This window comes from Paraburkholderia sp. (genome assembly GCF_049581445.1).
Classification (GTDB): domain Bacteria; phylum Pseudomonadota; class Gammaproteobacteria; order Burkholderiales; family Burkholderiaceae; genus Paraburkholderia.
In genome coordinates this window covers 1-21,774 of record NZ_JBAURZ010000065.1, presented here as the reverse complement: position 1 = coordinate 21,774, position 21,774 = coordinate 1, and the positions used below count along the sequence as shown (strand labels likewise).

The following is a 21,774-nucleotide window of genomic DNA, read 5'->3' as shown; positions in this document are numbered from 1 at the left end:
GCACCGGCTTCGCCGTCCGCGCTCGCCCAGGCACCGCTGATTCCGGCTGGTGAAGGCGGTGAGCGTAAGGCTAGCCACGCTTCGCCGTCGGTGCGCAAGTTCGCTCGCGAGCTGGGCGTCGACGTGTCGCGCGTGCAGGGTACAGGCCCGAAAGGCCGGATTACGCAGGATGACATCACCGGCTTCGTCAAGGGTGTGATGACGGGTCAGCGTGCGGCGCCTGCTGCGGCTCCGGCTGCTGGCGGCGGTGGTGGTGGCGAGCTGAATCTGCTGCCGTGGCCGAAGGTGGATTTCACCAGGTTCGGTCCGGTCGATCCGAAGCCGCTCTCGCGTATCAAGAAGATTTCCGGCGCGAACCTGCATCGCAACTGGGTCATGATCCCGCACGTCACGAACAACGACGAAGCGGATATCACCGAACTCGAAGCGCTGCGTGTGCAACTGAACAAGGAAAACGAAAAGGCTGGCGTGAAGTTCACGATGCTGGCGTTCGTGATCAAGGCTGTGGTGTCGGCCCTGAAGAAATTCCCGACGTTCAATGCGAGCCTCGACGGCGATAACCTCGTGTTCAAGCAGTATTACAACGTGGGTTTTGCTGCAGATACGCCGAATGGTCTGATGGTGCCGGTGATTCGCGATGCGGACAAGAAGGGCCTTGTGGATATCGCCAGGGAAATGGCTGATCTTTCCAAGGCGGCACGCGAAGGCAAGCTCAAGCCGGATCAGATGCAAGGCGGATGTTTCTCCATCTCGTCACTGGGCGGCATTGGCGGCACGCACTTTACGCCGATCATCAATGCACCTGAGGTGGCCATTCTGGGTCTGTCGCGCAGCGCGATGAAGCCGGTTTGGGATGGGAAGCAGTTTGTGCCTCGGCTGACCATGCCGCTGTCTTTGTCGTATGACCATCGGGTCATCGATGGGGCTGAAGCTGCGCGCTTCAATGCGTATCTGGGTGCGATTCTTGCCGATTTCCGGCGTGTGATTCTTTGATGTGTTGATGTCGCACGAGCGCCTGGGGGAGGTGGATTTTGGTGGTCATCCATCTCCCTCGTTGAACCTGCTTTCATGTCGGTCTATTAGCGTCACCCCTGTGCGGGGCGGCACCTACTTTTCTTTGTACCCCAAGGGCACTTCCTGCGGGGCGTCTTCCAAAGAAAAGTAGGCAAAAGAAAGGTGCGTCCTTGGGCGGACGGCAAAGGATGCTTCTGTCCGCCGCGCTGCCAGCTTTTAGGCCCGGGTTTGGCAGTTTGTTTTTTTGCGCTCCCTCGTCAACGATCAATAAGAGAAGGGGACACTATGAGTCTCGTCGAAGTGAAGGTGCCGGACATCGGTGATTTCAAGGATGTCGACGTCATCGAAGTCAATATCAAGCCGGGCGATGTCATCGAGAACGAACAGGCTCTCATGACGCTCGAGTCGGACAAGGCTTCCATCGAAGTGCCCAGCGATACCGCCGGCACGGTCAAGGAAGTGCGCGTCAAAGCCGGCGATAAGGTCTCGCAAGGTACCGTAATCGCGCTCGTCGAATCATCGGCGGACGCGGCTCCGGCCAAAGATGCACCCAAGGCTCCCGCTAAAGAGCCCGAAAAGGCGCCTGCTCAGGCCGAAGCGAAACCGCAAGCTGCGCCTGCTGCACCTAAGGCCGCCACCCCCGCTCCGCAAGCGGGTAGCTTCTCCGGCAACGCCGATATCGAATGCGACATGCTCGTGCTCGGTTCGGGTCCAGGTGGTTACTCGGCAGCGTTCCGTTCGGCTGACCTGGGCATGAAAACCGTGCTCGTGGAGCGTTATGCCACGCTCGGCGGCGTCTGTCTGAATGTGGGCTGTATTCCGTCCAAGGCGCTGTTGCACACGGCCCTCGTGATCGATGAAGCCGAGGCGCTCGGCGCACACGGCATCACGTTCAGCAAGCCGCAAATCGATCTCGACAAGCTGCGCGACTTCAAGTCGGGCGTCGTCAAGAAGCTCACCGGTGGTCTCGCCGGCATGGCCAAGATGCGCAAGGTCGAAGTCGTCACCGGCAACGGCGCGTTCGTCGACCCGAATCACATGGAAGTCGTGACGGAAGGCGGCAAGAAGGTCGTCAAGTTCAAGCAGGCCATCATCGCCGCCGGCTCGGAAGCGGTGAAGCTGCCGTTCATTCCGGAAGACCCGCGTGTGATCGATTCAACCGGTGCGCTTGAACTGCGTCAGCTTCCGCAGCGCATGCTGGTGATCGGCGGCGGCATTATCGGTCTCGAAATGGCGACGGTGTATTCGACGCTTGGCGCGAAGATTGACGTCGTCGAAATGCTGGACGGTCTGATGGCCGGCGCCGACCGCGATCTCGTCAAGGTCTGGGAGAAGTTCAACAGCAAGCGTTTCGCTAACGTCATGCTGAAGACCAAGACGACTGCGGCAGAAGCCAAGGACGACGGTATTTACGTGACGTTCGAAGGCGAGAAAGCGCCGCCTGAGCCGCAACGCTATGACCTCGTGCTGGTTGCGGTGGGTCGCAGCCCGAACGGCAAGAAGATTGGCGCGGACAAGGCCGGTGTTGCGGTGACGGATCGCGGCTTTATCGATGTCGACAAGCAGATGCGCACCAACGTGCCGCACATCTTCGCCATCGGCGATATCGTCGGTCAACCGATGCTCGCGCACAAAGCCGTGCACGAGGGTCACGTGGCCGCTGAAGCTGCGCATGGCGAGAAGGCTTACTTCGACGCGCTGCAGATTCCGTCCGTGGCGTACACCGATCCGGAAGTGGCCTGGGCCGGCAAGACCGAAGACCAGTTGAAGGCCGAAGGCGTCAAGTACGGCAAGGCCGTGTTCCCGTGGGCTGCGTCTGGCCGCGCGATTGCCAATGGCCGCGACGAGGGCTTTACCAAGCTCATCTTCGACGAGGAAACGCATCGCGTGATCGGCGGCGGCATTGTGGGTCTGAATGCCGGCGACCTCATCAGCGAAGTGTGTCTTGCGATCGAAATGGGCGCGGACGCAACGGATATCGGCAAGACCATCCATCCGCATCCGACGCTCGGCGAATCGGTCGGCATGGCCGCCGAGCTGTACGAAGGCGTCTGTACGGACCTGCCGCCGCAGAAAAAGAAGTAACGCGGCAAGGGCGCTCGTGCCATCCAGGTGCGAGCGCGCCTGCAAGAATGGAGTCCGGCTTGGGAGCAATGACGTCAATCCAATGACGTGAACCCGATACGCCAAACAAAAAAATGGCGCGCCCTTTGCGGGGCGCGCCATTTTTATTTGCAGCGGGGCAGGGCAACAGCGCGTTTCGTTGAATTGCTAGGCTGGCTGAGCCTCAACCAGTCAGACAAAAAAATCCCGGCGTTGGCCGGGCAAACGATACGCTGTTCAACGTATCGGAGCGTCGGGCCAGGCAGTGAGCGGGTTGGACGCCACGCTGCACGGCACTGTTGCTGCGATACCGCCGGTCGGTCGAGCCAACCGGCGTGCGTCGATACTTGAAGCGTTAAAACCTTAAACAGCCTTCTTCGCCGAACGCGAAGCTTGAGCAGCCGCTTGCGTGGCTGCCTTCGACGCTGCCGTAGCGGCCGCGTTGAAGTTGCTTTCAGCGATTTCGACAGCTTGCTTCGTTGCCTTGTGAACCGTTTCGTACGTGGTGTTGGCGGCGGTGATTGCCGACTTCATCACAGCGACTGCGGTTTCCGAGCCGGCCGGAGCATTCTTGGCGACGTTGTCGACCAGCGATTGCACCTTGCGGTTCTGTTCTTCGTACTGCGCTTCAGCGACGCGGGCAAATTCAGCTTGCGTAGCGGATACGATTTCATACACGTGACGGCCATACGACAGCGCCTTTTCCGACATCGGCTGCGTGAGGCCGGCTTGCAGCGAGAAGTATTCCTGGGCGTCCTTAACCGACAGGGCCCGTTGTGCGTTTTCCTGGCTTTCCGCGAGCGTCGACTTCACGACTTGCAGGTTCAGTTCGACCAGCTTTTCGATGCCTTCGAAAGCTTTGGTGGTCAGACCGAAGAAAGTGTCGAAGTTGGCTTTCTGTGCTGCGGCGATTTGCTCAGGGGTCAGCAGAGTCATGTTTACGCTCCTGGATAGCGGTCCGTCTGGTGCGGCCCGCGTTGGGTTAATGGCAAGACTTTGTGAATCACACTTCGGGCAACGATGTATGGTGCATCGCAGCAATGAGTGTCATTTTAGGATGATGGCGACGAATGTCAAGTACTTTTTGTGCGTCGCACAATGCCTGGAAATTGTCAATAAATCAAGGTGTTATGAGGCAAACGCCTCATACATTAGACATGCCGAAACGACCGTAGCACCATGTCGGTGCTCAATAAATCGGTATTTATTACTCGGAAAAATGTGCTGTTTTCGTTTCAGCAGCGGAGCGCAAGCAGAAGCTTCTGACAGAATTCAGAAGTTTTCTGCGTTCGACGAGGCAATCCATGTAAACCGGAATGTGTCACTGAACGTTAATGCTGCATCTCGGTCGAATGCGCGACGGTCTGATGACAGTGGGTACTTAATAGCCTGGCGGTCATCCGACAGTCGTCGTATGCGTCGCTGTGCCCGGGAAAACGCCGCTGTGCAATGGCAGTGCGGGTTTCGCGACCCGTGCAGCGACCGTATTTCCCCTGATCAAGGTTGTTTTCAAATTGCCGTTATGCTGAGAGGATTGCCCGAATCCGGTGCATCACGGCTTCGCTGAACATCTGCTAAGCTGATCGTTTTTTTCGATCAGGTTTGCAAAACCTATAGGCCTTTGGCGATCGGATCTTACAAGCCGGTTTAAAGAGTGTCGATAAGTGCTTAATATTGCTAATTTTTCGTGGTTTTACTACACTTGCGTAAAACTTTCGCCGCCCCTGATAGAACACCAATGAAAACCGACATGTTTTCGTCGCTCAAAGTGATCCATGGCGTAGCCCTCAGCACCGCTGTGTCGGTGGCCGCCTCGGTGGTCATCGCAGCCGCGTTTGCTGCGCCCGTGAACGCTTTCGCGGCGGCGGCGGATACTGCCCCCGCCAAAACCAGCAAAAAATCCGTCAAGACCGCCAGGTCGGCGAAGAAGACGGGCGCCGCAGTGGCTGCCAAGTCATCTAAAGCCGCGAACACCGTGGCCGCGACCGACGACGCGCCCAAGGTCGAAACCCGCCGGCACCGCGTTTCGTACACGATGAACGGTCGCCGCCACTCGGTGGTGCGCCAGGTCGCGTTCGAACCGCGCCAAGCCTCGGTTGGGCAGGCTTTTGGTCTGCATGACTCACCAGACGGCCTTGCGTTACGCTCAAGCGTCGCCTACGTGATCGACCAGAATACGGGTGAGACGCTGTTCGACAAGAACTCGCGCGCTGTCGTACCCATTGCTTCGATCTCGAAGCTAATGACGGCGATGGTGGTGCTGGACTCGAAGGCCGCGTTGACCGAGCAGATCGAAGTGACGGACGAAGACCGTGACTACATCAAGAATACCGGGTCGCGCCTGTCGGTCGGTTCGGTGCTTTCGCGTGAAGATATGCTGCACATCGCGCTGATGGCATCGGAAAACCGCGCGGCCGCAGCATTGTCGCGTTACTTCCCCGGCGGCCGTCCGGCCTTCATCGCTGCAATGAACGCGAAGGCCAAGCAACTCGGCATGACCGACACCCACTTCGAAAGCCCGTCGGGTTTGACGAGTGAGAACGTGTCGAGCGCACGTGACCTGGTGAAGATGGTCAACGCTGCGTACCAGTACCCGATGATCCGCGAGTTTTCGACGGATCGTAGCTATGAGGTGTACACCGGCAAGCGTTCGATTGCCTATAACAGCACGAATGCGCTGGTGCGTAACCCGACGTGGGACATCGGTCTGCAAAAGACCGGCTTCATTAACGAAGCGGGTGAATGTCTCGTCATGCAGGCGACCATTCACGGTCGTCCGATGATCGTGGTGCTGCTCGATTCGTCGGGCAAGTATTCGCGCTTCGCAGACGCAACGCGCCTGCGTACGTGGCTCGACAACGGTGGCGATCAACACATCACCAGCGCCGACGCAACCGGTACCTGAGCGATTCGCACCGGCCCACTTGGCCGGCTGGCATCAAAACGAAAAGCCCCACGTCTGCGGGGCTTTTTCTATTTGCGGCGCTAGCGGGATTGGCGACACTCGCCGTGCCTCCATGAGAGGCGTTTAGCCGCTCGCTCGTTCAGGCGTGTTGTGCATGCCCGTGCCCAGGCGGCGTTTCGGGCTGATAGCCGAGCGATGCGGAAATCACCAGCGCTGTTTTGCTGAGCTGGCTAAGCCAGGAGTCCTGCAGACGGTCGGCCGGCGCCGACAGCGAAAGACCCGCAACCAGCTTGCCGGTGTCGTCGTAGATGCCGGCTGCGATGCAGCGCACGCCGAGTTCCAGTTCTTCGTTGTCACGCGCACAGGACTGCTGACGCACGTGGCTCAGCTCGCGTTCGAGCTTGCCGAGATCGGTGATGCTGTTCTGGGTGTGTCCCGACAGACCCGTGCGGGTCGCGTAAGCGCGAACCCGCGTCGATTCGTCCGCGGCGAGAAAGAGCTTGCCCACCGACGTGAGATGCAGCGGCGCCCGTCCGCCAATTGCGCGCACCACCTGCATGCCGGAGCGCTCGGAATAGGCACGTTCTATATAGACGATCTCATCGCCCTGACGCACCGAGAGGTTGACCGTCTGGCCCGTCTGCCGATGCAGTTCCCGCATGGGCGTCAACGCCGCGTCGCGCACAGACAGGCGCGCTTTGACCAGATTACCGAGTTCGAGCAGCCGCATACCGAGACGGTAAGTACCGGGATCCGAACGGTCGACGAGACGGCACGTCACCATGTCGTTCAGGATGCGGTGGGCGGTGGAGGGGTGCAGCTCCGTGCGCAATGCGAGTTCTTTCAGGCTGACCGGGTCGCTATGCGCAGCCAGTGCATCCAGCAGGCGCATCATACGTTCGATCACCTGGATCGAAGTCTTGGGATCCGGGTTCGTGTCGCTCATGGGGGAAATCGGTTGACGCGTCAGACAGCGGAGAATTGATTGTATATCGTATTGTGAAAAAAGCGAACGCTGTTGGAAGCGGGATTCGAATTCGACGCCGCGCTGGAAAAGAGCGCCTTGGGGCGCGTACAGCGTTGGTATTGTTCGGTAAACAGCGGATAATCAGGGACGTTTTCCCGAAGGAGCGCCCATGCGAGTCGGATTGTTCGTCACCTGCCTGATTGACCTGATGCGTCCCGAAATTGGCTTCTCGGTGATCAAGCTGATCGAGCGCGCAGGCTTCGAGGTCGTCGTGCCACCCGCGCAAACCTGTTGCGGCCAGCCGGCCTACAACTCCGGCGAGCGCGGCATTGCGCGTGATCTGGCAGAAAAGACGCTGCGGGAGTTTGAGCAGTTCGACTACATCGTCGTGCCGTCGGGGTCGTGCGGCGGCATGATCCGGGTGCACTATGGCGATCTTTTCGCGGACGATCCGCAGATGATGAGCCGCTTTGGCCGGCTGCGTCCCAAGGTATATGAACTGACGGATTTCCTCGTGAACGTGGCGAAGGTGGAATTGCCGCCGGGCGAGTTCGCGGGCCCGGTCACGTATCACGACTCCTGCTCGGGCTTGCGCGAACTAGGCGTCAAGACGCAGCCGCGCGCGCTGCTTGCGCAAGCGGGTGTGGCGCTCACGGAGATGAAGGACTGCGAACATTGCTGCGGTTTCGGCGGCACTTTCGCGGTCAAGTATGGAGACATCTCGACGGCGATCGTCGATGAAAAATGCGCGAACATCGGCGCGAGCGGCACGGGCGCCGTTGTACTCGGGGACCTCGGCTGCATGCTCAATATTGAAGGGCGGTTGCGCCGTCAGGGCGACACGACGACGCGCGTGCTTCACATTGCGCAGGTGCTTGCCGGCGACGCGTAGCGCGTTCCCGGATCTACGGATCACGTCTTGATCAAGCATTGAAGAAGCTGCCGCAAAAATACTGTGAAGCCGTTTTAGCCTCATGCGGCGGTGCCTGAAGCGCCGTCATACATGGAAAACGCAAAGGCCGCCATGCAAGTTCAAACCATGCAGTTCAAAGCGCGCGCGGGCGAGAAGCTCGCGGATCAACGCCTGCAACAGAACCTCACCAAGCTGTCGACGAAATTCGTTTCCGCGCGCGCGAGTGCGATCACCGCGATCGATTTTGACGCCACCCGCGCCGCGCTCAAAGAGCGCCGCAATCGCGCGCTTGAGAATCTCGATGTGTGGCTCGAGACCTTCGAACGCGAGGCCACGCGGCGCGGGGTGACCGTGCTGTTTGCGGAAACGACCCAGGAGGCGGCCCGGCTGGTGGCGGATATCGCGCGTCGGCACGATGTGAAGAAGGTGATCAAGACGAAATCGATGGTCACCGAGGAAATGCAGTTGAACGAAGTGCTTGGCCAGATGGGCGTGCAGTCTATCGAAACGGATCTCGGTGAGTACATTCTGCAGATCAACGACAGTGAGCCGCCGAGTCATATCATTGCGCCCGTCGTCCACAAGGACAAAGACGAGATCGCCGACCTGTTTGCTAAAACGCACCAGAGGCCGCGGCTGACCGAGATTCCCGACATGACCCGCGAGGCGCGCGAGGTATTGCGCCCGCACTTCATGACGGCCGACATGGGCGTGACCGGCGGCAACTTTGTGGTGGCCGAGACGGGCTCGGTCGCGCTTGTCACCAATGAGGGGAATGAGGGCATGTGTACGGTGATGCCGCGCGTGCACGTGGCGGTGACCGGGATCGAAAAGGTCCTGCCTACGCTTGAGGACCTTGCGACCGCGATGCGTTTGCTACCGCGCTCGGCGACCGGCCAGGCCACGTCAAACTATTTCTCCCTGTTGACCGGACCGCGGAGCGCCGACGATCAGGATGGTCCTCAGCATATGTATGTGGTGCTGGTCGATGGTGGCCGCACCGGGCTGATCGGCGGCGACTTCCAGGAGATGCTGCGCTGCATCCGCTGCGGGGCTTGCATGAATCATTGTCCGGTATACCAGAAGGTGGGCGGGCATACCTACGGCTGGGTATATCCAGGGCCAATGGGCTCCGTATTGACGCCAAGTTACGTGGGGCTCGACCGCGCGCTCGATCTACCGCAGGCGGCCACGCTGTGCGGCGAGTGCAACAGCGTCTGTCCGGTCGGCATTCCGTTGTCCGATCTGCTGCGCAAGCTGCGCGAAAAGCAGCTGGAGCGCCGCCTGCGTCCGTGGCGCGAGCGGGCAGGGCTGGCTGTATGGGGCTTTCTGGCGCTGCACCCGGACGCCTACGCGCTGTTCACCAAGCTGGCCGTCCGTGTGCTCGAAACGATGGGCGGGCGCAAGCGCGCCATCGCACGTTTGCCGCTCGCTGCGGGATGGACCAACACACGGGACCTGCCGGCGCCAGTCGGGCGAACCTTCCGCGAGCTTTACGCGGCGCAGCGCAGTCACCTCGGATAGGCGCGCAGCGGGGACCTGGCTCGTACGAACCACCCCTCACTATTGACTCCCACGCAACGCTGTATCACACGGGGGTGGGTTTTTCCCGATTGATTCGTTCTATATCATTTGGACTTGGCATAGTGGGTCACAAGCTCCGGGTGCCTCAATCGGAAGAGAACGACATCATGAAAAAGAAAATATTGGTGTACTGGCCGTTGGCCTTATTCATGCCGCTCGCAGCGGCAGCCTATCTGTACGTCAGCAGCGAGACCACGTCGCGGGTCGCGCAACAGCCGCTCGCGGCCGATCAACTGAGCGCGGAACTGGCGCGCACAGTGTCGTACGGGTTCGTGGGCAGCGACGCGGCTGCGCCGGTCAAACGCATGCCTCCTGTGGTCGCGATGCCGACGCCGGAAGTGTCCTGAGCGAGTGCTCTGGCCAAACGCTACCTTGAACGTCTGAGGGGGTGCGAACACCCGTTGTCCATGCATCCAAGCGGGCGTGACACGTATCCGGCGCGATTTTCACTGCCTTTGTATAATCGCGGCACTTCTTGCTTACCGTCGCTGGATGCGCTGCATCCCGAGGCTCTGATGAAAACCATCTCCATCTGTTTTGTCTGTCTAGGGAACATCTGCCGTTCCCCGACCGCGGAGGGGGTGATGCGTCATCAGGTGCGTGAAGCAAAGCTGGACGGGCGCATAGCCATCGATTCTGCCGGCACCGGCACCTGGCACATCGGCGATGCGCCGGACGAACGCGCCCAGCGCGCCGCAGCCAAGCGGGGCTATGACCTGTCGGCTTTGCGTGGCCGTCAGATTGCCGTGCCGGACTTCGAGCGCTTCGATCTGCTGATTGCCATGGATGACGCGAATCTCGCCGCCCTGCGGCAGATCTGCCCGCCAGAGCAGCGCGACAAGCTTCGCCTGCTGATGGAATTCGTACCCGAAATCGATCACCGCTGGGCCGGCGAGCGCGAAGTGCCCGATCCCTACTTTGGCGACGCGGCAGGCTTCGAGCAGGTGCTGGATCAGTGCGAGGCCGCGTGCCGCGGTCTGTTGGCCGCCTTGCATCCCCAATTGGCGCCGTGAGCAAGCGTCTGTGGTGGGCCTTAAGCAATTAAGCAAATGACCCACATCACGATAGGGATACTTGACTAAATTGCTCATGTATTTATACTTGACAAAACTTGTCGAGAATTGCGCCCCCCATATCATGAGACTCACCACGAAAGGCCGTTTCGCCGTCACGGCGATGATTGACCTGGCATTGCGCCAGGAGCAGGGCCCGGTGACGCTTGCGGGTATCAGCCAGCGCCAGCATATTTCCCTGTCTTATCTAGAACAGTTGTTTGGCAAGCTGCGGCGGCACGAGATCGTTGAATCCGTGCGCGGCCCAGGCGGCGGCTACAACCTGGCCCGCCGTGCCGAAGACGTGACCGTCGCGGACATCATCATCGCCGTGGACGAACCCCTGGACGCCACCCAATGCGGCGGCAAGGGCACCTGCGAAGGCACGAAGCAGCACGACGGCCACTGCATGACGCACGAATTGTGGTCCACCCTGAACCAGAAGATGGTCGAGTACCTGGATTCGGTCTCCCTGAAAGATCTGGTCGATCAGCAACGCTCGCGCGAAGGGGCGCCGGCTGTGCTGCGCGACCGTCGCAGCGAGGCGCCGGTGGTCGAGCCTGCCCGCGTGGCGCCGAAAGGGCCGAATTCCGTTTTTAATATGGCCGGTTCATAGGGCGCGCTAGTGCAATAACGCCGTGGTCTAGCGGCGAGCCCCAACGAAGAACCCGAAAGCCAGAGCAATGATGTCCCCCGGAGCGATTCATGAATAACGACATTCCCCACCTGCCCATTTACATGGACTACAGCGCCACGACCCCGGTCGATCCGCGCGTGGTGGACAAGATGATTCCGTATCTGCGCGAGCAGTTCGGCAACCCGGCATCGCGCAGCCATTCGTATGGCTGGGACGCGGAGCGTGCAGTCGAAGAAGCGCGCGAGAACGTCGCTGCGCTCGTCAACGCTGATCCGCGCGAAATCATCTGGACTTCGGGTGCAACCGAGTCGGACAACCTGGCCATCAAGGGCGCCGCGCACTTCTACAAGAGCAAGGGCAAGCACATCATCACGGTGAAGACCGAGCACAAGGCTGTGCTCGATACCTGCCGTGAACTCGAACGCGAAGGCTTCGAAGTCACGTATCTGGACGTCAAGGACGACGGCCTGATCGACCTCGACGTGTTCAAGGCCGCGCTGCGTCCGGACACGATTCTGGTGTCGGTGATGTCGGTGAACAACGAAATCGGTGTGGTCCAGGACATCGAGGCGATCGGCGAGATTACCCGTGAAAAAGGCATCATTTTCCACGTCGACGCTGCGCAAGCCACCGGCAAGGTGGTGATCGACCTGCAAAAGCTGAAGGTCGACCTGATGTCGTTCTCGGCACACAAGACCTACGGTCCGAAGGGCATCGGCGCGCTGTACGTGCGTCGCAAGCCGCGTATCCGTATCGAAGCGCAGATGCACGGTGGCGGTCACGAGCGCGGCATGCGTTCGGGCACGCTGGCTACGCACCAGATCGTCGGCATGGGCGAAGCGTTCCGCATCGCACGCGAAGAAATGGCGACGGAAAACGAGCGCATTCGCATGCTGCGCGACCGTCTGTTGCGTGGTCTGTCGGAGATGGAAGAAACGTATGTGAACGGCGACATGGAACAGCGTGTGCCGCACAACCTGAACATCAGCTTCAACTTCGTCGAAGGTGAGTCGCTGATCATGGCGGTGAAGGATGTCGCGGTGTCGTCGGGTTCGGCGTGCACGTCGGCTTCGCTGGAACCCTCGTACGTGCTGCGCGCCCTTGGCCGCAACGACGAACTGGCGCACAGTTCGATCCGCTTCACGGTGGGCCGCTTTACGACGGAGCAGGACGTCGATTACGTCATCAACCTGCTGAAGACCAAGATTTCGAAGCTGCGCGATCTGTCGCCGCTGTGGGAAATGTACAAGGACGGGATCGATATTTCGACGATCCAGTGGGCTGCGCACTAAGCGCGCAAGTTTGTGCGACTGCCGCATCCACTGTGACAAGTACAGCGCGAAACATCGCACCGAATGCAGGTTGAAACGAATCAAGGAGTGTAATCATGGCTTATAGCGACAAGGTTCTGGACCATTACGAAAATCCGCGCAACGTAGGTTCCTTTGCAAAGGACGACGATGCAGTCGGCACCGGCATGGTCGGCGCGCCGGCTTGCGGCGACGTGATGAAGCTGCAGATCCGCGTGGGCGCGGACGGCATTATCGAAGACGCGAAGTTCAAGACGTACGGCTGCGGTTCGGCTATTGCGTCGAGCTCGCTCGTCACCGAATGGGTGAAGGGCAAGACGCTCGACCAGGCCATGTCGATCAAGAACACGCAGATCGCCGAAGAACTCGCGCTGCCGCCGGTGAAGATCCATTGCTCGATCCTCGCGGAAGACGCGATCAAGGCAGCGGTCGCTGACTACAAGCAGCGCCACGGCGAAAAAGCAGAAGTGGGCGACAAGCAGCACGCTGCTTAAGCGCAGACCGTCTCTCTGAGCGGACAAGCCCGCGGGTAAACCGCGGACAGGCCGCGAAGAAGCAAGGCAAGGTAGCAGGCAGCGTCGCATGAGCGCGTTGCCGGGCATAGGCGATATTTGATGCAGGCAGGGTGGCAGCGCGCGTGAAACATGCAGCGCTGTCCAATGAGAAACGCTATGGCAATTACGTTGACCGAAAAGGCAGCACAGCACGTCCAGAAGTACCTGGTTCGCCGCGGCAAGGGCGTCGGGCTGCGCTTGGGCGTGCGCACGACCGGGTGTTCGGGTTTGGCCTACAAGCTCGAATACGTGGATGAGCTCGCACCTGAAGATGAGGTGTTCGAGTGCAATGGCGTGAAGATCATTGTCGACCCGAAGAGCCTCGCCTATATCGACGGCACGGAACTCGATTTTGCGCGCGAAGGGCTGAACGAAGGCTTCAAGTTCAATAATCCGAACGTGAAGGACGAGTGCGGCTGCGGCGAGTCGTTCCGCGTCTGAGTGCGTTGAGTCCGCGTGAAGCGGAAAAAAGGCGGCGCGGGCCGCCTTTTTAATTTCAAGTCGCGCTGGCGGTGATGTTGCGATCGCCCCGAATGCGCCCCTTAAACGGACAACATGATTGCATGGCCTCGCTGAACGACAGCCACTTCGACCTGTTTGATTTGCCGGCGCAATATACGCTGGATGCCGGCACGCTGGATCACGCGTATCGCACGGTGCAGTCGCAGGTTCACCCCGACCGCTTTGCCGCAGCAGGTGACGCGCAAAAGCGCATCGCGATGCAGTGGGCAACGCGGACCAACGAGGCGTATCAAACCTTGCGCGATCCGCTCAGGCGCGCGCGATATCTGCTGTCGCTACGCGGCATCGATGTCGACGCGGAGAACAACACCGCGATGGAGCCGGCGTTTCTGATGCAGCAGATGGAATGGCGCGAGGAAATCGAAGATGCGGCAGCGGCGAAAAACGTCGACGCGCTCGATGCCTTGCTGACCGAACTGCGCGACGAAGAGCAGGTCCGCTTCACGAAGCTTGGCGCGTTGCTTGATAGCGGCGTGAACCAGGCGGCGGGCGAAGCAGTGCGTCAGTTGATGTTTATCGAGCGGGTGGCGGCGGAAATCGGCACGCAGATCGAACGGCTTGAGGACTAGGCTGTGCAGCCTGGCGCGCCGCAGTAGATGCTGGACACGCCAAAGAACGCTGTGGAACGCTAAATCGTCGTAATACGTACCCAATTCAGCAACGCGAACCATTCAGGACGGGGCCGAACGATCCCCGAAGAAGATCTCAGATGGCTTTACTGCAAATCTCCGAACCCGGCATGGCGCCCGCCCCGCATCAGCGGCGGCTCGCGGTCGGAATCGATCTCGGCACCACCAATTCCCTCGTCGCCGCAGTGCGCAGCGGTGTTCCCGACGTGTTGCCCGACGCGGATGGCCATGTGCTGTTGCCCTCGGTCGTGCGTTACATGGAGAAGGGCGGACGCCGTATCGGCCGCACGGCCAAGGCCGAAGCCGCGAGCGATCCGCGTAATACGATCGTCTCCGTCAAGCGCTTCATGGGCCGCGGCAAGAGCGAAGTGGAAGGCGCCGAAAACGCGCCGTACGACTTCGTGGATGCGCCGGGCATGGTGCAGATTCGCACCGTCGACGGCGTAAAGAGCCCGGTCGAAGTGTCGGCGGAAATCCTCGCCACGCTGCGGCAGCGCGCGGAAGACTCGCTCGGCGACGATCTGGTCGGCGCAGTGATTACGGTGCCCGCCTATTTCGACGAAGCGCAGCGCCAGGCCACCAAGGACGCGGCGCGTCTGGCGGGTCTGAATGTCCTGCGCCTGCTCAACGAACCGACGGCGGCTGCAATCGCTTACGGGCTAGATAACGGCTCAGAAGGCCTATACGCCGTGTATGACCTCGGCGGCGGGACCTTCGATTTGTCCATTCTGAAGCTCACCAAGGGCGTGTTCGAAGTGCTCGCAGCGGGCGGCGACTCCGCGCTCGGCGGCGACGATTTTGACCATGCGCTGTATCGGCACGTACTCGAAGAGGCCGGGATCGCTCCGAAGACGCTCGCTGCGGAAGACGTGCGTCTGCTGCTGGATAGCGTGCGGGTCGCCAAGGAAGCCTTGTCGGATGGCCCGCAAGCCAGGCTGGAAGCGACGCTTTCCACGGGCGCGAAGCTCGATCTTACGATTGACGACGTAACCTTCGAAGCGATCACGCAAGCGCTCGTCCAGCGCACGCTGGGACCGACGAAGAAGGCGCTGCGTGACGCCAAGGTAACGACCAAGGAAATCAAGGGCGTGGTGCTGGTGGGCGGCGCAACCCGCATGCCGGTGGTCCGCCGTGCAGTGGAGACGCTGTTCGGCCAGCCGCCGTTGATCAATCTGAATCCCGATCAGGTGGTCGCGCTCGGCGCGGCGATCCAGGCCGATCTGCTGGCCGGCAATCGCAGCGCCGATGGCGACGACTGGCTGCTGCTCGACGTGATTCCGCTCTCGCTCGGCGTTGAGACGATGGGCGGCCTGACCGAGAAGATCATCCCGCGCAATTCGACGATTCCGGTCGCGCGTGCGCAGGATTTCACGACCTTCAAGGACGGCCAGACGGCGATGGCGATTCACGTCGTGCAGGGCGAGCGCGAACTCGTGGCGGATTGCCGCTCGCTTGCGCGCTTCGAGTTGCGCGGCATCCCGCCGATGGCTGCCGGCGCGGCGCGCATCCGTGTGACCTATCAGGTCGACGCGGATGGCTTGCTGTCGGTGTTTGCCCGCGAGCAGCTTTCCGGCGTGGAAGCGTCGGTGGTCGTCAAGCCGTCCTATGGCCTCGCCGACGATGACATCGCGAAGATGCTCGAAGAGAGCTTTACGACGGCCGAAGTCGACATGCGCGCCCGCGCGCTGCGCGAAGCGCAGGTCGAGGCGCAACGTCTGATCGAAGCGACCGATGCCGCACTCGCTGCCGACGCCGAATTGCTCGACGAAAGCGAACGCGCGGCGCTCGATGCACTGGTGACGGCGTTGCGCGAGGTTGCGCCAGGCAGCGACGTCGACGCCATCGAAGCGGCGACTAAAACGCTGGCCGAAGGTACCGACGAGTTCGCGGCGCGCCGCATGAACAAGGGAATTCGTCGCGCGCTGGCTGGCCGCAAGCTCGACGAGATCTGATCCGGCGCCCCGCGCGGCTCCCTGCAATGAATCACGTGGCGCGCGCCAAAAACGCGCGCGCCACCAGTAAAATGGTACGCAGCCCGTTCGTCGGCTGCCGTGCCTCAGACTAAACGGAAATCGTATGCCTCAAATCGTTGTGCTGCCCCATGTCGAACTGTGTCCGGAAGGCGCGGTAATCGATGCTGTGCCGGGCAAGAGCATCTGCGACAATCTGTTGGAACACGGCATCGAAATCGAGCACGCTTGCGAGAAGTCCTGCGCTTGTACGACGTGCCATGTGATCGTGCGTGAAGGTTTCACTGCGCTCACGCCGTCGGAGGAAGACGAGGACGATCTGCTCGACAAGGCGTGGGGGCTCGAACCCGAATCGCGTCTGTCGTGTCAGGCCATGGTGCCTGCCGAGCAGGATCTCGTTGTTGAAATTCCGCGTTATTCGATCAATCACGCGAAGGAAAATCACTAACAGGAGCGCGCAGCCATGAAGTGGACCGACACGCAAGACATCGCGATGGCCCTCACCGACAAGCATTCGGAAGTGGACCCGCAGCAAGTGCGATTTACCGATCTGCACCGCTGGGTGACAGAGTTGGACGGCTTCGATGACGACCCTAACCGTTCGAATGAAAAGATCCTCGAAGCGATCCAGGCAGCCTGGATCGAAGACGCGGATTATTAAGCGGGGCGAGGGTTTCTTTCGTTAGCAAAAAATGGCGATTCCAATGGAATCGCCATTTTTGTTTCTGCGCTAGCCGAGGCGCTTTGCGCAGTTGCTGGCAGCACGCGGGCTGCCAGCAAGCTCATGCCGCGGGCTTAACCTGCCGCGAGCGTACCGTTCTCGAGGTGCACGTGCTCGCCTTGCTGGAACGGCGGGGCTTCGTGATAAGTGAAGTAACGGTTCTTGCCGCTTTCCATCCGCACGTGGACGGAGTAGGCCGTCGTGGTTCGCAAATGCTTTTCGACCGAGTTGCCGGCGAAACCGCCACCGACCGCACCAAGCACGGTCATCGCGCCGCGGCCCACGCCGCCGCCGAACTGGTTGCCGACCAGGCCGCCTACTACCGCACCACCCACCGCGCCGACGCCGGTGCCATGACCTTCCTGACGTACCTCGGAGATGGCTACTACCGTGCCGCAAGTCGCGCAATAGGCCGGTTGCGGTGCGGGTTGCTGTGCGTATTGACCGCCTTGCGCGGGCTGCTGCTGGGCATAGGGCTGTTGCTGCTGGCCCGGCGCCGGGACTGGGACGGGCACAGGTGCAGGCGGTGCAGCCTGCGCCTGCTGCTGCGCATCAGCGGGTTGCGCGGATTGTGCCGGCTGTGGTTGCTGCTGCTGCGCGTACGTAGCCGGATTGGCGGGTTGTGCCGAATCGACCACCGCTTGCGACGCAACCTGAGCAGCTTGCGTCTGATCGTTCTGCTCGCTGCTGCTCGACGCCTTCGTGAACACGCCCGTTACGGCGGCGGTGGCTGCGAGGCTCGCGACGATAACTGCGCCTGCCGCGGTTGCGACGAGCGGGTGAATCCGGCGTGGTTGTGTGTCTGGGTTGCTCATGATGTGCCTCCGTCTAAGCAGAGTCGTCTTTACTTTATTAAGACATAGTGTCCGACAGCTTGCTCAAGCCAAGGTTTCAAGTTGTAACCAAATCTGAGCGAGCAGCAGGGGCGGACAAGGCGATAAAAATTGGGAAGGTGCCGTCGCGCTTGAAACACGCAGGCGGAGCGGGAGGAGGGTTTCGTGGGCCCGCGAGGTATATCGCGGAGCTTTTACCGATAGTTACAAACCATCGTCCTCGCCTGCGCCATCAGAACACCGGCGAGGCGAGTTCGACAGCCGGACACCCGGCGTTGCACCGGACGTCGAATCGATTGACGTGACGCGAACCGATCAGTCTTCGCGGCGCAGATGCGGGAACAGGATCACGTCGCGGATGCTCGGGCTGTTGGTCAGCAGCATGACCAGACGGTCGATGCCGATCCCACAACCACCTGCCGGCGGCATGCCGTATTCAAGCGCGCGGATGTAGTCTGCGTCGTAGAACATCGCTTCTTCGTCGCCGGCGTCCTTCTGGTCGACCTGCTTCTTGAAGCGCGCGGCCTGGTCTTCCGGATCGTTCAGTTCCGAGAAACCGTTGGCGATTTCGCGGCCCGTGATGAACAGTTCGAAACGCTCGGTGATGCCTGCCACCTTGTCCGACGCACGAGCGAGCGGTGACACTTCGACCGGGTAGTCGATGATGTAAGTCGGCTCCCACAGTTGCGACTCAGCCGTCTCTTCGAACAGCGCCAGCTGCAATGCGCCCACACCGGCATTGAGGAACTGCGGCTTTGATGCATCGACACCAAACTTCTTCAGTTCGGTGCGCAGGAATGCGCTGTCGGCCAATTGCGCGTCGGTGTATTGCGGCGCGTACTTCTGGATGGCCTGGGTGATCGTCAGGCGATGGAACGGCTTGGACAGATCCAGTTCCCGGCCCTGATACGTAATGTTCGCAGTGCCGCGTGCGTCGATGGCGGCCTGGCGAATCAGCTGCTCGGTGAAGTCCATCAGCCAGTGATAATCGGTGTACGCCGCATAGAACTCGATCATCGTGAATTCCGGATTGTGGCGCACGGAGACGCCCTCATTACGGAAATTCCGGTTGATTTCGAACACGCGCTCGAAGCCGCCCACTACCAGCCGCTTCAGATACAGTTCCGGTGCGATACGCAGGAACATCTGCATATCCAGCGCGTTGTGGTGCGTGACAAACGGCTTGGCGGCCGCGCCGCCCGGGATCGGATGCAGCATCGGCGTTTCGACTTCCATGAAGTCGGCATCGGCCATAAATTTGCGGATCGACGACATGGCCTTGGTACGCGCCACGAAGGTCTCGCGCGTTTCGGGCGTGACGATCAGGTCGACGTAACGCTGGCGATACTTCATTTCCTGGTCGGACAGGCCGTGAAACTTGTCCGGCAGCGGACGCAGCGACTTCGACAACAGGCGCAATTCGGTACAGCGGATCGACAGTTCGCCCTTGTTGGTGCGGAACAGCACGCCACGCGCCGCGACGATATCGCCCAGGTCCCACTTCTTGAAGGCGTCGTAAGTGGCTTCACCGACGTCAGCGGGCGTGATGAAGAACTGAATCTGACCCGAGCCATCGCGTACGGTCGCGAAGCTTGCCTTGCCCATCACGCGCTTGAGCATCATCCGACCGGCGAGGGCGACTTCGAGCGGGTTGGCTTCGAGCGTTTCCTTGTCCGTCTCGGCGTATTGCTTTTGCAGATCGCCGGCATGGTGGGTCGGACGGAAGTCGTTCGGATAGGCGACGCCTTGCTCACGCAACTCGCGCAGCTTTTCGCGGCGCTCGGCCATGATTTTGTTGTCGTCGCCCTCGGGCAGCGCATTCGGCTGAATCGGTTCGGTCATGATGGTCTGGTGTTCGAGTGGCCCACGTTTGGGTGGCCCGCATTAGGGTGGCCCGCTTCAGTTGGCGCGCAGCCGGTTCAACGGCGTGCAGGTGAACTGCATGTGGGTCGCCTGGTAATCCTGGTAATCCTGAACTAGCTTGGCGTCAGAACTGCGGCAGGCGGTCAAAAGATACGGCGCGACACACAATGCCGCGCCGCTTGAGCTTTACGCCTAGATGCCCTGTTTCAGGCTGGCGCTGATGAACGGATCGAGATCGCCATCGAGCACGCTCTTGGTATTGCTGATTTCCACGTTGGTGCGCAGATCCTTGATGCGGCTGTTATCCAGCACATACGAACGGATCTGATGACCCCAACCCACATCGGTCTTGCCCGCTTCGAGCTTGTCCTGTTCGGCCTGACGCTTGCGGATTTCCGCTTCGTACAGACGCGATTTCAACATGGCCATGGCTTCGGCACGGTTACGGTGCTGCGAGCGGTCGTTCTGACACTGCACGACGATGCCCGACGGCATGTGCGTAATCCGCACGGCGGAGTCGGTCTTGTTGATGTGCTGACCGCCTGCGCCGGACGCGCGATACGTATCGATGCGCAGATCGGCCGGGTTGATGTCCACTTCGATTGAATCGTCGATTTCCGGGTACACGAACACCGACGAGAACGACGTATGGCGCCCACCTGACGAATCGAACGGCGACTTGCGCACAAGACGATGCACGCCGGTTTCGGTGCGCAGGAAGCCGTAGGCGTATTCGCCTTCGATCTTGATAGTGGCGTTCTTGATGCCGGCGACATCGCCGTCGGTCTGTTCCAGCACTTCGGTCTTGAAGCCCTTGCGCTCGCAGTAGCGCAGGTACTGGCGCAGCAGCATGGCGGCCCAGTCGCACGCTTCGGTGCCACCGGCGCCGGCTTGAATATCGAGGAAGGCGTTGTTCGGATCGGCCGGATTCGAAAACATGCGGCGGAATTCCATATCGGCGACGCGCGATTCCAGACCGGCTGCATCGCTTTCGCAGGCGACCAGGGTGTCCTCGTCGTTTTCTTCGCGCGCCATGCCGAACAGGTCCTGGGCATCGCGCAGATCGTTGTCGAGCGACGTGAGTTTGCCGACGACGTCATCGAGCAGCTTCTTTTCCCGGCCGAGGGCCTGGGCGTGCTTCGAGTCGTTCCAGACGTTCGGGTCTTCGAGTTCCCGGTTGACTTCGATTAGACGCAGTGCTTTGTCGTCGTAGTCAAAGATACCCCCGTAGCTCGCCCGCGCGACGGCGCAGGTCGGCCAGAGAGGCTTCGATCGCGTTGAGACGTTCCGCTTCCATGTCGATCTTTTATAGCTTCGTAAAAAGGGGAAATTATAGCCGATCGAGGCTGTCAGCCGGAGGTGAGCGCGTGCTCCACGATCAATTGCACCCGCGATACACCGTTCCACGTATCGCTTGTCAGCCGGTAGGCGATGGTGGTGCGCGCGGGCAGCGAGTCGGTGTGATTGAACCAGATCGCGTTGAAACGCTGCCGGCCACGCAGCAGTTGCAGCTTCAGATGCTTGTCCTTCACCAGTGCTTGCGAAACCACGTCGAATTCGCCGGAGAATACCGGTGCCGGGAAGCCCTGACCCCATACCGCGGCGTCGAGCATTTCGACAAATTGCGGCGTGAAATAGGCGTCTTCGAGATCGCCATCCGTTTCGACCACGCGTGCGAGCGCGTCGGCCGAGAGCCATTCGCGCCCGACGGCTTCGAAGGCGGCGGTAAAACGCGGCACGTCCGCTGCGGCGAGGGTCATGCCCGCAGCCATCGCGTGGCCGCCGAATTTGACGATCAGGCCCGGTTCGCGCTTTGAGATCAGATCGAGCGCGTCGCGCAGATGGAAGCCGGGGATCGAACGCCCGGAGCCTTTGGCGAGCACGCCGGTTTCATCGGCCGGTGCGAAGGTGAAGGCGGGACGGTGGAATTTTTCCTTCAGCCGTCCTGCAACAATGCCGATCACGCCCTGGTGCCAACTGGCGTTGAACAGCGTCAGGGTGGCCGAGCCGGCTGGATCGACGCTCGACAGATCCTCGAGCGCCTGTTGCTGCATGCCGGCTTCGATTTCGCGCCGTTCGCGGTTGATCCCATCGAGCTGCTGCGCCAGTTCCCACGCGCGGCCGATATCGTCAGTGGTCAGACATTCGATGCCCAGCGACATGTCCGATAGCCGCCCCGCCGCGTTCAGCCGTGGGC

Annotated in this window: 21 protein-coding genes; 15 read left to right on the top strand and 6 right to left on the bottom strand. The window is 60.7% G+C overall.

Annotated features, from left to right (window positions below; all coding sequences use genetic code 11):
- Positions 1-993 (top strand): dihydrolipoyllysine-residue acetyltransferase (locus WCA85_RS05020; protein ID WP_424062061.1); only part of this gene is annotated, 993 nt, incomplete at its 5' end.
- Positions 994-1,299: 306 nt separating this feature from the next.
- Positions 1,300-3,099 (top strand): dihydrolipoyl dehydrogenase, encoded by a 1,800-nt coding sequence (lpdA, locus tag WCA85_RS05015; protein WP_424062060.1) that lies wholly within the window; start codon positions 1,300-1,302, stop codon positions 3,097-3,099.
- A 381-nt stretch (positions 3,100-3,480) separates the two neighbouring features.
- Here lpdA and WCA85_RS05010 read toward each other — a convergent pair whose 3' ends face one another.
- Complete coding sequence (locus WCA85_RS05010) at positions 3,481-4,053, bottom strand: phasin family protein (protein ID WP_424062059.1); 573 nt, start codon at positions 4,051-4,053, stop codon at positions 3,481-3,483.
- 802 nt (positions 4,054-4,855) lie between these two features.
- Between WCA85_RS05010 and pbpG the strand changes: the two genes are divergently transcribed.
- Positions 4,856-6,022 carry a D-alanyl-D-alanine endopeptidase gene (pbpG, locus tag WCA85_RS05005; protein ID WP_424062058.1) on the top strand — a complete coding sequence of 389 codons (1,167 nt, stop codon included), beginning with the start codon at positions 4,856-4,858 and terminating at the stop codon, positions 6,020-6,022.
- 139 nt (positions 6,023-6,161) lie between these two features.
- Here pbpG and WCA85_RS05000 read toward each other — a convergent pair whose 3' ends face one another.
- On the bottom strand, positions 6,162-6,968 hold the full coding sequence (locus tag WCA85_RS05000) for an IclR family transcriptional regulator (protein WP_424062057.1): 807 nt from the start codon (positions 6,966-6,968) through the stop codon (positions 6,162-6,164).
- 190 nt (positions 6,969-7,158) lie between these two features.
- Here WCA85_RS05000 and WCA85_RS04995 point away from each other — a divergent pair, with 190 nt between their 5' ends.
- From WCA85_RS04995 to iscX, 12 genes are all read left to right on the top strand, one after another.
- The gene (locus WCA85_RS04995; RefSeq protein WP_424062056.1) at positions 7,159-7,881 is read left to right on the top strand and encodes a (Fe-S)-binding protein; all 723 of its coding nucleotides are present in this window, start codon (positions 7,159-7,161) and stop codon (positions 7,879-7,881) included.
- Between the two features lie 132 nt (positions 7,882-8,013).
- A complete protein-coding gene (locus tag WCA85_RS04990; RefSeq protein WP_424062055.1) occupies positions 8,014-9,426 on the top strand; it encodes a lactate utilization protein B in 1,413 nt (470 codons plus the stop codon).
- 167 nt (positions 9,427-9,593) lie between these two features.
- A complete protein-coding gene (locus WCA85_RS04985; protein WP_424062054.1) occupies positions 9,594-9,833 on the top strand; it encodes a hypothetical protein in 240 nt (79 codons plus the stop codon).
- A gap of 168 nt (positions 9,834-10,001) precedes the next feature.
- Entirely contained in the window at positions 10,002-10,499 is a 498-nt protein-coding gene (locus WCA85_RS04980; RefSeq protein WP_424062053.1) for a low molecular weight protein-tyrosine-phosphatase, read from the top strand.
- A gap of 124 nt (positions 10,500-10,623) precedes the next feature.
- The gene (gene iscR / locus WCA85_RS04975; protein WP_424062062.1) at positions 10,624-11,154 is read left to right on the top strand and encodes a Fe-S cluster assembly transcriptional regulator IscR; all 531 of its coding nucleotides are present in this window, start codon (positions 10,624-10,626) and stop codon (positions 11,152-11,154) included.
- An 89-nt stretch (positions 11,155-11,243) separates the two neighbouring features.
- The gene (locus WCA85_RS04970; RefSeq protein WP_424062052.1) at positions 11,244-12,467 is read left to right on the top strand and encodes an IscS subfamily cysteine desulfurase; all 1,224 of its coding nucleotides are present in this window, start codon (positions 11,244-11,246) and stop codon (positions 12,465-12,467) included.
- 95 nt (positions 12,468-12,562) lie between these two features.
- Positions 12,563-12,979, top strand: coding sequence for a Fe-S cluster assembly scaffold IscU (iscU, locus tag WCA85_RS04965; RefSeq protein WP_424062051.1), 417 nt, complete (start codon positions 12,563-12,565; stop codon positions 12,977-12,979).
- Between the two features lie 177 nt (positions 12,980-13,156).
- Positions 13,157-13,480: an iron-sulfur cluster assembly protein IscA gene (iscA, locus tag WCA85_RS04960; RefSeq protein ID WP_091014251.1), complete on the top strand. Its 324-nt coding sequence runs from the start codon at positions 13,157-13,159 to the stop codon at positions 13,478-13,480.
- A 122-nt stretch (positions 13,481-13,602) separates the two neighbouring features.
- Positions 13,603-14,130 (top strand): Fe-S protein assembly co-chaperone HscB, encoded by a 528-nt coding sequence (hscB, locus tag WCA85_RS04955; RefSeq protein ID WP_424062050.1) that lies wholly within the window; start codon positions 13,603-13,605, stop codon positions 14,128-14,130.
- A gap of 140 nt (positions 14,131-14,270) precedes the next feature.
- Positions 14,271-16,142: a Fe-S protein assembly chaperone HscA gene (gene hscA, locus WCA85_RS04950; protein WP_424062049.1), complete on the top strand. Its 1,872-nt coding sequence runs from the start codon at positions 14,271-14,273 to the stop codon at positions 16,140-16,142.
- A gap of 124 nt (positions 16,143-16,266) precedes the next feature.
- Positions 16,267-16,608, top strand: coding sequence for an ISC system 2Fe-2S type ferredoxin (gene fdx / locus WCA85_RS04945; protein ID WP_424062048.1), 342 nt, complete (start codon positions 16,267-16,269; stop codon positions 16,606-16,608).
- Positions 16,609-16,623: 15 nt separating this feature from the next.
- Positions 16,624-16,821 carry a Fe-S cluster assembly protein IscX gene (gene iscX / locus WCA85_RS04940; protein ID WP_424062047.1) on the top strand — a complete coding sequence of 66 codons (198 nt, stop codon included), beginning with the start codon at positions 16,624-16,626 and terminating at the stop codon, positions 16,819-16,821.
- A 134-nt stretch (positions 16,822-16,955) separates the two neighbouring features.
- On the opposite strand, the gene WCA85_RS04935 is transcribed toward iscX, so the two are convergent.
- The 4 genes from WCA85_RS04935 to WCA85_RS04920 all read right to left on the bottom strand — a co-directional run.
- On the bottom strand, positions 16,956-17,696 hold the full coding sequence (locus WCA85_RS04935; RefSeq protein ID WP_424062046.1) for a glycine zipper 2TM domain-containing protein: 741 nt from the start codon (positions 17,694-17,696) through the stop codon (positions 16,956-16,958).
- A 333-nt stretch (positions 17,697-18,029) separates the two neighbouring features.
- The gene (lysS, locus tag WCA85_RS04930; RefSeq protein WP_424062045.1) at positions 18,030-19,556 is read right to left on the bottom strand and encodes a lysine--tRNA ligase; all 1,527 of its coding nucleotides are present in this window, start codon (positions 19,554-19,556) and stop codon (positions 18,030-18,032) included.
- A 213-nt stretch (positions 19,557-19,769) separates the two neighbouring features.
- Positions 19,770-20,874 (bottom strand): peptide chain release factor 2 gene (prfB, locus tag WCA85_RS04925; protein ID WP_424062044.1). Its coding sequence is split into 2 segments (ribosomal slippage): positions 19,770-20,792 and positions 20,794-20,874, totalling 1,104 coding nucleotides; the frame shifts between segments, so codons are not numbered across the junction.
- Positions 20,875-20,926: 52 nt separating this feature from the next.
- Positions 20,927-21,774: single-stranded-DNA-specific exonuclease RecJ (locus WCA85_RS04920; protein WP_424062043.1), on the bottom strand; the 848-nt coding region annotated here is incomplete at its 5' end.